The 14,219-nt window shown below is 46.3% G+C and carries 17 protein-coding genes; 8 read left to right on the top strand and 9 right to left on the bottom strand.

Annotation, left to right across the window (positions count from 1 at the left end; translation table 11 throughout):
• Positions 1–224: 224 nt before the first annotated feature.
• Entirely contained in the window at positions 225–1,244 is a 1,020-nt protein-coding gene (locus tag CCE91_RS07615; RefSeq protein ID WP_086434593.1) for a zinc-dependent alcohol dehydrogenase family protein, read from the top strand.
• A gap of 37 nt (positions 1,245–1,281) precedes the next feature.
• Here the strand turns inward: CCE91_RS07615 and CCE91_RS07610 are convergent, their stop codons facing one another.
• Positions 1,282–1,485, bottom strand: coding sequence for a hypothetical protein (locus CCE91_RS07610; RefSeq protein ID WP_086434592.1), 204 nt, complete (start codon positions 1,483–1,485; stop codon positions 1,282–1,284).
• A gap of 169 nt (positions 1,486–1,654) precedes the next feature.
• Between CCE91_RS07610 and CCE91_RS07605 the strand changes: the two genes are divergently transcribed.
• Both CCE91_RS07605 and CCE91_RS07600 read left to right on the top strand, forming a co-directional pair.
• A complete protein-coding gene (locus CCE91_RS07605) occupies positions 1,655–3,805 on the top strand; it encodes a TonB-dependent siderophore receptor (RefSeq protein ID WP_086434591.1) in 2,151 nt (716 codons plus the stop codon).
• Positions 3,806–3,815: 10 nt separating this feature from the next.
• Positions 3,816–5,042, top strand: a complete 1,227-nt coding sequence (locus tag CCE91_RS07600; RefSeq protein ID WP_086434590.1) for a PepSY-associated TM helix domain-containing protein — start codon at positions 3,816–3,818, stop codon at positions 5,040–5,042.
• A 65-nt stretch (positions 5,043–5,107) separates the two neighbouring features.
• Here the strand turns inward: CCE91_RS07600 and CCE91_RS07595 are convergent, their stop codons facing one another.
• The 6 genes from CCE91_RS07595 to CCE91_RS07570 are packed head-to-tail and all read right to left on the bottom strand — an operon-like array spanning position 5,108 to position 8,687.
• A complete protein-coding gene (locus tag CCE91_RS07595; RefSeq protein ID WP_086434589.1) occupies positions 5,108–6,214 on the bottom strand; it encodes an MBL fold metallo-hydrolase in 1,107 nt (368 codons plus the stop codon).
• A 41-nt stretch (positions 6,215–6,255) separates the two neighbouring features.
• On the bottom strand, positions 6,256–6,768 hold the full coding sequence (locus tag CCE91_RS07590) for a GNAT family N-acetyltransferase (protein WP_086434588.1): 513 nt from the start codon (positions 6,766–6,768) through the stop codon (positions 6,256–6,258).
• A 22-nt stretch (positions 6,769–6,790) separates the two neighbouring features.
• The gene (locus tag CCE91_RS07585; RefSeq protein ID WP_086434887.1) at positions 6,791–7,042 is read right to left on the bottom strand and encodes a TIGR03643 family protein; all 252 of its coding nucleotides are present in this window, start codon (positions 7,040–7,042) and stop codon (positions 6,791–6,793) included.
• Between the two features lie 21 nt (positions 7,043–7,063).
• Positions 7,064–7,876: an alpha/beta fold hydrolase gene (locus CCE91_RS07580; RefSeq protein WP_234996281.1), complete on the bottom strand. Its 813-nt coding sequence runs from the start codon at positions 7,874–7,876 to the stop codon at positions 7,064–7,066.
• Positions 7,877–7,907: 31 nt separating this feature from the next.
• Positions 7,908–8,336, bottom strand: a complete 429-nt coding sequence (locus tag CCE91_RS07575) for a hypothetical protein (protein WP_086434587.1) — start codon at positions 8,334–8,336, stop codon at positions 7,908–7,910.
• Between the two features lie 15 nt (positions 8,337–8,351).
• Positions 8,352–8,687: a YnfA family protein gene (locus CCE91_RS07570; RefSeq protein ID WP_086434586.1), complete on the bottom strand. Its 336-nt coding sequence runs from the start codon at positions 8,685–8,687 to the stop codon at positions 8,352–8,354.
• Between the two features lie 171 nt (positions 8,688–8,858).
• On the opposite strand from CCE91_RS07570, the gene CCE91_RS07565 reads away from it, so the two are divergent.
• From CCE91_RS07565 to CCE91_RS07555, 3 genes are all read left to right on the top strand, one after another.
• Positions 8,859–9,221 (top strand): hypothetical protein, encoded by a 363-nt coding sequence (locus CCE91_RS07565; protein WP_086434585.1) that lies wholly within the window; start codon positions 8,859–8,861, stop codon positions 9,219–9,221.
• Positions 9,222–9,255: 34 nt separating this feature from the next.
• Positions 9,256–9,642, top strand: a complete 387-nt coding sequence (locus CCE91_RS07560; protein WP_086434584.1) for a hypothetical protein — start codon at positions 9,256–9,258, stop codon at positions 9,640–9,642.
• Positions 9,643–9,728: 86 nt separating this feature from the next.
• On the top strand, positions 9,729–10,625 hold the full coding sequence (locus CCE91_RS07555; protein WP_086434583.1) for a sterol desaturase family protein: 897 nt from the start codon (positions 9,729–9,731) through the stop codon (positions 10,623–10,625).
• A 52-nt stretch (positions 10,626–10,677) separates the two neighbouring features.
• Here CCE91_RS07555 and CCE91_RS07550 read toward each other — a convergent pair whose 3' ends face one another.
• A complete protein-coding gene (locus CCE91_RS07550; protein WP_126797133.1) occupies positions 10,678–11,409 on the bottom strand; it encodes a hypothetical protein in 732 nt (243 codons plus the stop codon).
• A gap of 292 nt (positions 11,410–11,701) precedes the next feature.
• Between CCE91_RS07550 and CCE91_RS07545 the strand changes: the two genes are divergently transcribed.
• Entirely contained in the window at positions 11,702–12,601 is a 900-nt protein-coding gene (locus CCE91_RS07545) for a glycosyltransferase (RefSeq protein ID WP_086434581.1), read from the top strand.
• Positions 12,602–12,617: 16 nt separating this feature from the next.
• Here the strand turns inward: CCE91_RS07545 and CCE91_RS07540 are convergent, their stop codons facing one another.
• Complete coding sequence (locus tag CCE91_RS07540) at positions 12,618–13,274, bottom strand: Fe2+-dependent dioxygenase (protein ID WP_086434580.1); 657 nt, start codon at positions 13,272–13,274, stop codon at positions 12,618–12,620.
• A 121-nt stretch (positions 13,275–13,395) separates the two neighbouring features.
• Between CCE91_RS07540 and CCE91_RS07535 the strand changes: the two genes are divergently transcribed.
• Positions 13,396–14,196, top strand: a complete 801-nt coding sequence (locus tag CCE91_RS07535) for a hypothetical protein (protein ID WP_086434579.1) — start codon at positions 13,396–13,398, stop codon at positions 14,194–14,196.
• The last annotated feature ends 23 nt before the right edge of the window (positions 14,197–14,219 follow it).

Here is a 14,219-nt window from a genome sequence, read left to right as displayed (position 1 = left end):
TAAGCTTATGGAAACGTGCATCTGGGTAGAAATGTGGCCGATCCTTATTAAAGGACTACTCACACAAGCTTAGTCGCTTTACTTGTATATGCAATTTTGGCGGTTAATCACGCGCTTTGTATTGAACATAATCAGCTGTTTTTATTAATGTAGGCGCAGTTTGATCTAATCACCTAGGCTTACTACTACTAATCTGTACAGTCTTAAACTAGAGGATTATAAGTATGGCGAACAAGATTAAAGCGCTACGGTTGAAAGAACCATTTGGCCTGGACAACATTCAAGTAACGGAAATCGATGATCCGGGTAAACCCAGCCCGGGTGAAATTCGCGTTAAAATTAAAGCCAGTTCACTTAACTTCCATGATTACGGTGTTGCTGCCGGGTTTATTCCAACCGAAGACGGGCGCATTCCAATGTCCGATGGTGCCGGCGTAGTGGAAGCCGTAGGCGAGGGTGTTGACGAGTTCGCGGTAGGCGACAACGTGGTATCAACCTTCTTTCCCGACTGGCAACGTGGTGCTGCTGCGGTGGGTGATTTCCGCTCAACGCCAGGCGATGGAATTGATGGCTATGCGCGCGAAGCGGTTGTGCGTCCAACTCGATTCTTCACCCATCAGCCAAACGGCTATAGCCACGCCGAATCGGCAACCTTAACCACAGCAGGCCTTACCGCATGGCGAGCACTCGTGGTGGACGGCAACATTAAGCCAGGTAACACAGTGTTGGTGTTGGGTAGTGGTGGCGTATCGGTATTTGCCTGCCAGTTAGCTAAAAGTCTGGGGGCAACTGTGTTTGCGACCTCGTCTTCGAATAAAAAGCTGGAGCGGTACAAGGAACTGGGTGCTGACCATGTGATCAACTATAAAGACGATCCTGAGTGGGGTAAAACAGTTCGCAAATTAACTAACGGCCGTGGTGTTGATCACGTGATTGAAGTAGGTGGGCCGGGTACTTTACCGCAGTCTATTAACGCTGTGGCTATTGCAGGTCATATTGCGTTAATTGGCGTATTAACCGGCAACGAAGGCAAAATCCCAACCACCAAGTTAATGGCCAAGCAAGCGCGGTTACAGGGGCTGATTGTAGGTAGTCGCGAGAACCAGCAAGACTTAGTGCGAGCTCTGGAAAGCAACGGCGTTAAGCCGGTAATTGATAAAACTTTCAAACTGGAAGAGCTGGCTGACGCTTTTCGTTATGAAGAAGCAGGCAAACACTTCGGTAAGATTTGTCTGGAGTTTTAATTCTATTCTGCTTACAACAAAAGTTGAGCCTTCGGGCTCAACTTTGCTTCACATCTGATTTTAATACCAATGCGGCGGCATAAATTAAGCCTAATAATGGCATCAGCGAGAGCAGGGCACCAAGCACACCAGCAATGATTGGGGTATTGGTTTTTCTTCTACCGAGATAATAGGTCAATGCGCCCATAATCAGGGCGAAAACTGCCAGAAACTGTCCAACTAGCGTTGCGTTAAAACTCATCAGTCACTCCTTTGCATGATTTAATGTTTTTATAACATCTGGGTCAGGCTAAACCATATAAGCGAAAAAAACCAGCCTGTATTTTCTCGATAAAGATCCGTTTATTAATATTGTAATGCGAATCGTTCTCATTTAAGATCCCTCGCACAATTCATAGGGGGATAAAAAAATGAAGTTCACTAAGTGTTTTCTCGCACTAACTTTGGCCGGTATTACTAGCACGCCTGTGTTAGCTCAAGTGGCTGAATCTACTAGCAATAATCAAGAGAAAAGCGCCCAAGACACCATTGAGCGAATTAACATTAAAGGGCGCGCGCAAACCTTGTACCGCCAAAATGAAACGAGCGTTGCCACACGAACAGCAACTCCCATTGAAGAGATCCCGCAGAGCGTTCAGGTATTAACCGAAGAGTTAATTAATGATCAGGCTGCCCGGCAAATAACTGATCTGTACCGCAGTATTAGTGGGGTTAACTCCTTTAGTTATTCTGGTGTTACTTTCCGTGGGTTCCGTCAGGACGAGATTTTATATGACGGTGTTCGTGGTGACCCCTTTAACGGTTTCGCGGTACCTCAGCTATTCAATATTGGCCAAATTCAGGTATTAAAAGGCCCAAGTGGAGCTATGTTCGGTAGCGGTCAGCCCGGCGGTATTATTAACTACGTAACCAAAAAGCCAACGGCTGTAGCCGACCGTTCTATTGAGCTAGGTTTGGGTAACTACGATTACAAGCAAGGCTCGATTGAATTAAGTGGACCTATAAATGAGGACGCATCGCAACGTTATCGTGCAGCTTACTACTACGACAACGAGCAGCCGTTCCGCTATAACACTGAGCAAACTAATAAAATTCTGGATTTAGGCTATGCCTTTGATATTGGTAACACTACCGAAGTTATTTTGCAGTTAACTGATTATACGCAAGACTACCAGGGGGCTCGTTTGCGTGGTGTGCCGGTTGATAATAACGGGAACTTTGTGACCGACCGTGAGTGGAACCACAACGAAGCGACCGATTTTCAAACCTTAGATGCCAGCGTGTATCAGGCTCGTATTAACCATGATTTCTCACTGAATTGGCGTGGCGATGTAACGGTTCGTCATTATGACAACACTGAGCGTCAGAACTATCACGAACCACGCGGCTTGGTTGATGCCGACTACAACCCGGTAACCGATCCTGCTGATGCTGTTTACAGCGCGCGCCAATTCCGCAATCAGTATCGTGAAAACCAGGCCACTAGCGTAACTGCCAACTTGGTTGGTGAAGTCATGATCGGGCGTCTGGACCACACCTTGCTAATGGGTGCTGAAACCTACACCTCGGAAAATACCTTTATTGGTAACAATGCGAACCCCGATGAAGTGCCTTACTTAGAAATTGTGAATCCCGTTTACGGGCTAACTTCTGGTCCATATTCTACTGACTTAGCTGCGGTAACTCCGCGTGAATCCGAAGCGCAGCGTGATGGTTTTTATCTGCAGGACCAAATTACCTTTAATGACAAAGCCAATATTCTGGTTGGTTTGCGTTATGACCAGTTCAAAGACGAATCCGGAACTACGCAATTTGATGACGGCGATTTGACCTACCGCGTAGGTGGTACCTATGAGTTTGCCAACTGGGTACGTGCCTATGCACTTTATGGTACAGGCTTCTCGCCACAATCAGCAGGTAGCCAGGACCCTGAAGTTGGTGGCCCATTTGAGCCCGAGCAATCTGACATTGCCGAGCTGGGTGCGCGCTGGTCATTTATTGACGACGCCATTCGTGTGAATACTGCGGTGTATGAAATTAACCGTGAGAATATCTTACAGGCAACCGACCAAATTTCAGATGATGGCCGCACTATTTTAGGTAACGTGGGCAAAGTTAGAAGCCGCGGTTTTGAAATTGACGTGCTGGGTGACTTAACCGACCAGTGGGTGCTTAATGCCAACTATGCCTACAACGATGCTCGGGTAGTAGAAACAGCTCCGGGTCAGGGCATTACTAATGCGGTGGGTGACCGCTTTGTGAATGCGCCGTTGCATCAGTTTGGGTTGTGGACGCGTTATGATTTGGCAGCCATTAACTCATCTATCAGCGGTGGCATGGATTATGTGAGCGAGCAAATCAGCTTCTCCGGCCAAAAAGTGAAACCATATACAGTTTTTGATGTGAGTTGGCAGACCAAAATTAATAAAGATTGGTTGTTCCAGCTGAACATTAAGAACTTGTTCGACAAAGAATATGCCTCCAGCGGTTTCTTAAGTCGTACCGGCCATTTCCCGGGTGAGCCGCGTCGTGTATACGCTTCTGTGAAATATAGCTTCTAAGGAGTAGTCCATGACCAATCGCCAGTGGTTTACATTGCATTCCTGGGCAGGCTTTGCGTTTGCGGGGCTTCTGCTGCTCATTTGTGCCACTGGCGTTTTGGCCACCGTTAGCTACGAAATTCAGTACCTAAGCGACGAAAAGTACCGCGCGCTGTCAGATCGCAATGGTCCGGTTAACTGGGCTCAGTTAGAGTCAAATCTGGTGAGTGAATATGCCGACAGCCATATTCTGGGTGGCGGGGTTCATGCGCAAGACTACTTGGCGGGTGAAGTTCGGTTAATGACACCTCAGGGCTTTCGTTTCGTTTACTTTGATCCTGCCACCGGAACCTTGCTAGGCGAGGGTGGTTGGGGTCAGCTTTCGCGGTTTTTGCGTAACATTCATATGTACCTTTCCATGGGCAGCGTGGGCAAGTATATAGTTACGCTTACCAGTTTATTGCTCATTATTTCGCTGGTTTCTAGCTTTTATGTGTATCGCAAATGGTGGCGCGGGTTTCTCAACAACCCCGGCAAACTAAGTTGGAAAAAGCGTATCGACTGGTCTGGTTGGCATAAATGGATAGGCCTATGGACCTGGTGGTTTGTTGCGCTGATGGCCTTTACCGGCTTGTGGTATTTGATTGAACGAATGATGTTTGATTTTGACTTGGATCATTATCCGGCATCGCCCACAGTGCAGCATTCAGAGCCACAGCAAAGCCAACGCGCATTGCCAGTTACTGAGTTAGTTGCAAAGGCCAGAGCCGCGCGACCAGATATGGATATTACCGGATTCTATTATCCGCACGGCTACAACCAGCCAATGTCATTGGTAGGTCAGAATGATTCAATTCTGGTGAGAGACCGCGCTAACCGAGTGTATTTAGATCCGATTACAGGGGAGGTTGTGTCTACTCAGTATGCTGCTGATTTAGGGTTAGTAGCACGCATTGCGGATACAGCCGATCCGCTGCACTTCGGAAACTTTTCCGGCCTGACGGTGAAGCTTATTTATGCGCTGTTTGGGCTAATGCTAACGGCTTTGGTTGCTGGTGGAATGCGAATGCATTACCTGCGTACGCAACAACGCGACCCCAATGTGGCGAAATGGCTAAGTATTACCGGCAGTATTTCTATTGCAATTAGCATTGCTGCGCTGGTTTACACCAGCATAGAGTTTGACCAGTACAGCAATACTTCTAAATCGCTCTCACCGCAATTAGGCGAACTGACGCAGCGGGTTACAGATAATTGACTTTCCCTTTCCACTCCCTGGATAGGTTTTAGCCCCGGCGAATGTCGGGGCTTTTTTTACAGCAATTAAAGCGCGATTTGTTCACCTTCGTTCAGAATTACCATAGGCAGGTCGCCGTTCACTTCTGGGTGCATTTTTAACAGCCGCAATAACGGTGAGTGCGACGAGCGGTCGCCCATTTGCCAACTGGCGTTGCCGTAACCCCAGGGGATCATAACGCCACAGTTCAGATCTTTGGCGGCAACCAGAGCATCTTCAGGGGTGGTATGAACGTAGCGATACCACTTTCCACTGGTTTCATGATGGTAGGACGCTATTGGTAATAAACACACGTCAATGTCACCATGCTGTTCATTAATTTCTTTAAAGTGTTCTGAATAGCCGGTATCTCCCGCGAAAAACACTTTTTTGCCATTGTGTTCAAGTATCCAACCACCCCAGAGAGCTGCTTCTTCGTCGCTATACAAGAACGGCACCCAGTAACGGCTGTTAAAATGGTGCGCAGGCACCGCGTGAACCAGAGTGTCGCCAAGCTTTTGCGTAGTAAACCAGTCCATTTCGAACAGGCTAAGCCCCGCAGTTGGCAGGTAATCGGCGGTATCAAGATGGACAAAGTACTTTGGATTTTCGCCCAGGCGCTTAATATCAGCCTTATTAAAGTGGTCATAGTGCAGGTGAGAATACAGTACCGCATCAACGTTTTTTAATTGCTCAACAGCTGGCCACTGTGGTGCTGTGCGAGTGATGCCGCCTGATAATGAGTGTGCCCAGTTAATGGGGAAATCAAATTGTTCACTCACAGGATCAAATAAGAATTGCTGGCCATTTGCTGTGGTAATTAAAAACGTAGCGTGACCAAGCCAATGAATTTGAAAGCCGGCATCAGCCGCAAGATTAGGGGAGTCACCCTGGTAACGGCAGTTCTCGGCAGTAGCTTCGCAAACAACGTCGGGGTGCGCCGGATAGCAATCTTCTTCGCAGGTAACCGGGTAGTCGGTTAGTTTTGGAAATAAGTTCTCATAGCGGCCGTCGGCTGCTTTTTGACTGCCACCTGACTCCGGCACAATACGTTGCACCTGATTGGCGTCGTTTACTAAATAGTTAACCAGGGAGCACCCGCTTAAAAATAGGCAGGTATAGGTAAGCGTTGCGGCTACTAGGATGCGTTTCATTTAGAAGTAAAGTCCATTTTATGAGTTGTTAGCGTGAGCGATTATAGCGGGTCGCTTGCGATTGTATAACGGCTAATTTGTTCGTCATCCACTTCAATACAAGAATGAAGCTGGCCGCCGCATGACTCAATCATGCGGCGCGAAGCGGCGTTATGGGTATGACAATGAATATGAATGGTTTTAATGCCAAAGGCTCTAGCTTTATCGATGCTTAATTCAAGCAATTTATTACCTAAGCCTTTACCACGATACGATGGGCGAATACCTAAACCTATATGGCCACCGCAGTGTTCTATCTGGCTGTTTAAACGATAGCGAATATTGGTGCAGCCGATAATTTCATCGTCTTCAACCAACCAGTAAGTTGAACTCTGCACAAAACCATCAGGAATATTCAACCCCTGACTGAAGTTATGAATTCGCTTTAGTAAGGCGGCAAAGTCGCTGTGATCAAAGTCTAGCGGAAAAGGGTAACGTTCTTCGTTGCCCAACTCTTGAATGTAATTAATATAACTCTGCTGGTAGTCAGCCGAGGGTAAAATAAGAGTTGGCACTGTTCATTCCTTTGATTCGTTGTTAACGCTGCTTGTACTGAGTGGGGCAATAACCGCGAGAAACGCCTTCAGGACGCAGCTTTTTATGTTTGGTGTTGCGGCCTGTTACGCGCTCACGCCAGAGCCGAAAGCTGCCGGGCTTGAGCTGCGCTCGCATAAATTTTATTACATGCTTTTCGTCTAAACCGAATTGCTCTTCAATGGCCTCAAAGGGCGTGCGATCTTCCCATGCCATTTCAATAATGCGTGATTGTTCTGATTCGGTAAAGTGCATAAACAGACCCATTAAGTGCTTTTACTCACTTACGCTGGCCTGCTGCAATAGGATCGCAAGCTCTTGTAAAACCAATTCGGGTTCGTCAACTTGAACAAAGTGACCACTGTTGGTGGTTAACACGGCTTTACCTTGTGGAAACGCTTCAGCCCAATGCTGCCAGTGTTCGCCCCAAAGCTGGCGGCCCCGGTCAGTAAAAAATAAATTCGGTGGATTTTCCATGGTCTTCACTGACGCAATTACAGTTACTGGAATATCTTTAATTTGCGGATAGTCAGGCAGGGGCCGCTTACTCCAAAAATCCAGGTAGTTATTCGACATGCCATTGGCCATATCGTCCAGTTTAATCTGAGCGATCTCTTTATTGGCCTGCTCAAGATTTATGGCCCGCAGAACATCTACATCGTGTTCTGAGGAAGGGTCCAGCATTAATAGAGCTTTTACCTTAGTTGGGTAAGCCGCCGCAAAATCACGAGCGATACTTCCACCATAAGAGTGCGCCACCAGAATAACCGGCTCTTCAATGTTCAGTTTGGTTAATAACTCATGAGTATGGTTGGCATAGTCGACAGAGGTAAAGTGGCGTTTCACTTGCGTGGAGTTGCCATTGCCAACTCGTGAATAGCGAATCACTCTGGCATTTTCAGCAATGCCATCAAATACCGAATCCCACTCAGTAATACCGCCACCAGCCCCAGCTTCCAGCAGCACCGTGTGGTGCCCTTGTCCGGCAATCTCGTACTCGAGTTCAAATTCACCAACTTCAACAAAACCTCTTTCGGCAGCGAGCGTGGTGAAAGGGATTAGCAGCATGGCAAGTAAAATGGCTTTCAAAACAGTTCCTTAAAAGGTCAGGGTATAAAGTTCACTGGGATTGATTCAGATAAAATGGTTCAAACGATCGTATACAGTAATTTCGGATATCGAATGTTTCTTCTTCTCGAGCAATACCGTACTGAATGCACGCGCCAGCATCTGAATTTGAGGAATTATAAGCAAAAATTAGCTCTGGCGTGTCATCATTGATCTTTGCGTTGCTAGAAGACATAGATAGGGGGTTTCCGGCAAAGTCATTTAAGAAAAACTGCACACCCACTACCCTATATTCTTCTGAGATTTTGGCAGGAAACTTGAGAAATCCATACTGCAAATCTGAACCATCGTTGCCTTCCTCAATAGTCACTGACCAACCAAGACGTTCGAAATTCTCCAGCGTAACTTCAGTGAATTGACCGGGGTCGGTTGCATGAATATAAAAGGGTACAAAAAATAATAGAATCATTAGATATTTCATGATTTTACTCTAAATTTATTTCCAGCCATAAGCGATAATCACCATTCCCGTTAGTACAAAAGCAGCACCAATAAGGTCATATAGAGACAGCGGGGATTTATCTACCACCCGTAGCCAGATTAATGCGGTTAGCACATAAATACCACCGTAAGCCGCGTACACACGTCCACTTTCGGCAGGGTGCAAGGTTAGCAGATAGGCAAATAATCCAAGACTCACTGCAGCAGGCACCACTAACCAGGCTGAATGTCCGCGCACCAGCCAAAGGTACGGCAAGTAGCATCCAACTATTTCGGCTATTGCCGTGATAATAAAAAGCCCAAGTGTTTTTAATAGTAGTAATGCGCTCACGAAAACCCCCGCAGACTATTTATAGTTATCATACATTATGTGGAAGCTTGAATATGGTGCCGTGTCATTAGTTTTGACTCTGTACAAATAAGCTCCACTCATGTAGTTTCAAAAGTTAAAACCATGTTAAAGGATCGCACGCAGGATTAATGGCGTGCAAAAAGGATTTATATGAAAAACTGGGAAGATTTATCTCTACTTAAGAAGATTTTTTTCGGATTTTTGATACTCACTATCGCAGTACTAGCTCCGGAATTTGCTCTGCTCATTCAGTTTGGTGGTATTGAGGTAGCTTTCGCTTTTTTACTCATCTATTTAAAGCCTGCAATAGCTTGGTTCGAAGCCAAATACAGCCAGCTGGAAAGTCGCGTTTTACTGGCTTATTTCTCATTTAAACAAAGTGCATCCACCAAACCCTCAGTGTTTATCACTCAAGCAGCGTTTTGCTGTTTGGCGCTATTTATAACAGGTTCAGCGGCTCTCTCGTTTAGCTTCTTTATGCCAGCTTTATTATTTAATTCAGTGCTCATGTAATCGTTTTGAAAGCGAGTTTACTAGAGGATTGTACATGCGTTATTTGATTTTACTGTTTTTCGTCAGCTCTTTTTCTCATGCGGTATGTATTATTCCAAAAGAAAAGTTCGCTGTATGGAACGAACAATATGCTCACTTATTTGAAGTGGTTATCGAACAGCAGAAAGACGGGGCTCATAGTATTTATGTATCTTTGCCTGACGCGATTGAAGAGATGCCGCTCGATTTGGTTGCAGTGGCTCTAGGTGGCTTTGATGAGCCGAACTTCTTCTCACTGGTAGAGCCGTTTGAATATCAGGGTAAAACTACAGTGTGGTTCGTCACTAAATTACATGACCAGGAAACGCACGCATTAACGGTTAGCTACGGCGACGGAGATTGTGGAGGTATATCAGTACAAGTACCAATAGAGTTTAATTAACTCTTCGACCCGGCAGGTAAACCTGCATCCGAATTAACCCTCCCGCGTCTCACTGATGTTGAATCAAAGGCCTTGTGGAGGGTGTTATGTCAACTTCAGTAGTAAAAACCAGTTCTGGTATCTGGTTGGCGCAGGTCGCTGTTTATCCCTTAGCTATTCTTGCCTGTTTAGCCTTTTTAGACTGGGCGGCTAAGTCCGACTTTCCCATGGAAGCGGCGCAGTTTATAGCTTTTTTAACGGCCATTTTTGTGGTCATGCTGTGTGAGCACTGGATGCCGTTTTCCCAGGACTGGAAGAGGCGTATTGGCAGTGATCGGAAAATCGATATCCTCACCTTATTTTCTACTATGGGCGTGGTATTCCCAGCACTAAAAAACGTTGGTAACTTGCTGGCTGTGGTGTTGGTGGTGTGGCTGTTTGAGTCGCCCGAAGCCATTCTGTTTCCAACCGACTTGTTCTTTGTAACACAACTATTTATGGCGGCAGTGATTGCTGAATTTGGTGGCTATTGCTTACATCGGATTTCGCATCATTTTCAGGTGTTGTGGCGTTTTCATCTGGTGCATCACAGCGCATCGCGTATCTACTGGATGAATGCCTATCGCTCGCACCCCATTAATATTTCATGGCACTATTTGGCTAGCATTTTTGTATTACTGTTGATTGGTGTGCCGCAAGAGGTGGTGTTGGGCTATTCAGGTTTGGCGGGGGTGGTATCGGTATTCCAGCATGCCAATGTGGCGTTTAAGTTCGGGCCGTTAAACTACATTTTTAGTACGAACGAAGTGCATCGCTGGCACCATTCCACCAAGCTCAGCGAGGCCGATAATAACTACGGCAATGTGCTGATGATTTGGGATCATGTATTTGGCACTTTCTACTTACGGCCGAATGAGTCCCCTGCAAGTGTTGGCTTGCACGATACGAAAGGCGTGCCGGTGCACAGTTTTTTAAAGCTAATGCTATATCCGTTTAAACGCTAGCTTCATTTTCCACTACTAAAATGCGAGCCTCACCAATAGGTGAGGCGACATGTTATTTCCCATCCGTGAAAATATTAAAATGTGCGTTCAATTGAGCTAGCTGCTGATCATTGCCGCCGCTTTCTTGCTTGTTAAAAGTCCACAGTGACTCACCCTTACTGCCTTTCCAGGTAATTAACTTCGGATTATTACCAACGCGGCGAATACTACAGTTATTCACTCGTGCCATGGTGTACCACCATAAATCGTCAGCATAAGGCGCTAGTTTGGTAGCAAGTGTTTGATCTTTCGCTTGTTCGCCAAGGCTTCCCGGCGGAAATAACACTCCTGCGCCGCTAGTGAAGAACAATAAAGGATCCGGCCCGCGAACTTCGGTTTTGGGTTCCCATTTGCGATAGGGCAGTACTTGATTGGTTTTCTTATCTTTTTTAATTCTATGGGCGCGCCAGCACAGAATTTCGTTGTCGTTACCCTGATATTCGCTGGTGAGTGCGTGCAGCCAATTTTCGCGATAGTAAATATCATCGTCAGCGGTTACGTGAAAGGCGTTGGGGAATTCATTTAAAGCCGGAATTAGCTTTTTATAGGAGCGGGTGTCGGTTGGTACTGGCATAACCGACAAGCCATAGTTTTGGAGTTCTAAAACCTGCTGGGGAAGTTTATTTATGTCAGGTTCGAACAACCACAGGTTTAAGCGGTCAAAGTTAGTGTTCTGTAATAAGAGTGACTTTAACGTCAGGTGTAATGTTTCAAAACGCGCCGGAAACGATGTCAGATTTATCATCAGTGGCTGATTGAGTTGGTTAGAGGTTCGGTTAAGCAGGTTCTTGCGCTCTTGCCACAATTTTTCTACGCGCTGCTGGGCTGTTTTCTTAAGGTATATCCCAGCAATGGATTTGTACTTTCTAAGCCAGAGATACTTTATGTTGGCAATAATCGACATAGGTTAGTTGTGGCTCTCGGTTATTAAAATCAGTAAAAGCGAATTTTTCACTTTATAGATGAAACGCTTTGTTTTAGGGTTGTGCAGGATTCATATAAAACCCTAAAAAAAGAATAACAACAAGGTCAAAAATATGAGCTTAACAAGAATGGTGGATGCAAGTAGCGAATTCTTACTTCGATTTGCCGCCTCAGGTTATCTTCCCGCCCGCTGGTTTTATCATGCCCCCCCAAAGAGTTTTCTACAAACAAAGCCGAAACCGCCGGAAATGGTCGAAATTGTGGCTCATTGCTGGCAGTACTCGCATTTATTTGTGTTTCAGTTGCAGTCCTTGGTTAATTACCCGCCCACTGAATTTAAAGTGGTGTTTACTGGTTTTTATTGTGAAGACGACAGGAAGACGGTGGAGTTAATTGAGCATTATCGCCAAATGCAGATAGCTAACGTGGAATGGAATTTTACCCCCTTGTCGAAAGAACAATTATTACGCCGAGCTATTGGTCGTAATAAAGCAGCAAAGGCAACCCAAGCTGATTGGATTTGGTTTACCGATTGCGATGTTATTTTTGGTCCTGACACCTTTCCATCGTTGTTTGAGCAACTCTCCGGCGAACGCTCAATACTGGTATTTCCGAAGAAGGTAAGCAGAACGGCGCTACTGTGTAAGAACGATTCCATCTTAAATAAAGATTGCGACGATGGTGTTGATTTATCTGTACTTGAAACCTGCAAATTTAAAATGCATACCTTTGAAAAAGCCACCGGTGCAGTACAAATTGTGGCTGGTGATGTGGCCCGTAAATACGGCTATTGTGAAGGTGTAAGGTGCTACCAGCAGCCGCAAGAGCGCTGGGTGAAAACCTATGAGGACCGCGCTTTTCGTTGGATTTTAGGCACTCATGGCAAACCGCTTAAAATAAAAGAAGTTTCAGTCATTCGGCACGAAGAAAAAGGGCGTTACAAGAAAAACACTTTTGGCGCTAAACTCAGAACTGCTAATCGTCGTATGAAGGATCGCTTGTTCTCAAGGTGATTTTGAAGGGTGGCTGTTACTCCAGCCACTGCCGTTGCAGATTCTGGTAAACCTTGCTCAAACGATCAAACTGCGCTGATTTCTGTTGCTGCGCGAATTCGTGTTCCAGCGCCTGGCTAAGTTCAAATAGCAGTTCGCGCTTGCCCGGGTCACGCACTAAGCTTTGTAACCAACCGACCATAGCCACGCGTTCACCGCGGGTTACAGCTTCTACCTGATGCAAATAATGACTGGGGTAGAGCAGCACGTCACCGGTGTCTAACCGCCAGCTACGTTCGCCGCTGGTGTCCTGAATAGCCATCGCGCCGCCGTCGTATTCTGACAGCGCACTCAAACTGACTGTAAATGATAAGTCCGTGCGTATGCCCTGCATCCAGGCATCGTCCACATGCCAGCCATAATGATCACTCACGCCATAACGATTCAGCATACAGCGACCAAAGTGTTTTGGTTGTGCCGCTTGCACCCAAACCGGGTGTTTTAACAAACGTTCTTGTATCAAGCTAACGACGTGCTGGCTTAGGTCGTCACCTTCACTTTGCTGGTTTTGCTTTACGCCTTTTGCAGCATAGCCGGCACTTAATTTACCGTCACGGAACTGCGCGTTGTCTAAACGCTTGCGAAGGGCGGCAACGGTAGGGGCATCAATAACTTGAGACAGATGAATAAGCATAAACTTGTATCATTTAGTTGAGAATGGTTATCATTTATATGTACTATATAGTAACCTAAGAAAATGAACCAGACCCTTGTGGAAAAGGTCGTGGTTTCGGCAACTCACAACGAGGTACATTATGATTGAGAAACGTAAGCTTTGGCAACAGTCGCCGGCACTGCTAGCCACTACTATGGCTACTACTTTAGGCATGGCCAACGCACACGCGTTACCGGTAGCTCCCCAAACGGTACAAATGGTAGCTATGCAAGCCGCAGGCGAAGCCGAAATGGTTGATGCAAGCATTGATCTGCGCACCAATAACCAAGAGTATCTGGCGCAACTTGGTCTTATTCGTGGCCATTTATGGGTAGGTATGAAGCTATATGAGCAAGGCCATTTAGCCATGGCGAAAACCCACATGAAGCATCCGGGTGATGAGCTTTATAGTGGTTTGGAAGGGGCCTTTGCTGCACGTAACTTGCCGGGTTTTGCAGAGCCGTTAAGTGCACTGGCTAACAGCGTAAACAACGACGCCGACAGCGATGTGGTGATGGCTAACTATGAAACGCTTAAGCAAGCCATTAGCAAGAACGAACCCATAGAATCTATGACTGCCAGCGACATGCTATTGAGTGTTGCTTCCATGCTCTCTACTGCGGCGGAAGAATACGCTATTGGTATTAAAGAAGGTGAAGTGTCTAACGTGCATGAATATCAGGATGCGCTGGGTTTTACCGAAATTGTGCTGACGCGTTTAGATAGCTTGTCGCCAGAACAGAAAGCCCAGGCAGAAACTGAGCTTGCCCAGGCCAGCCAGCTTATTCGCGACTTACTGCCAATGTGGCCAACTACCACGCCAAGTGGCAAGTTAGAGGGCGACGCGAGTGAGATTTACGGTGTTGCTGCTGAAATTGAATTAATGGGTCGTTCGCTGTAATCAATTAGAACATAGCTGCAGCG

It is taken from the genome of Pseudidiomarina planktonica (assembly GCF_900177775.1).
Taxonomy (GTDB): Bacteria; Pseudomonadota; Gammaproteobacteria; order Enterobacterales; family Alteromonadaceae; genus Pseudidiomarina; species Pseudidiomarina planktonica.
Note: the sequence above shows the minus strand (reverse complement) of the source record. Positions and strands in the feature narration are given on the sequence as shown.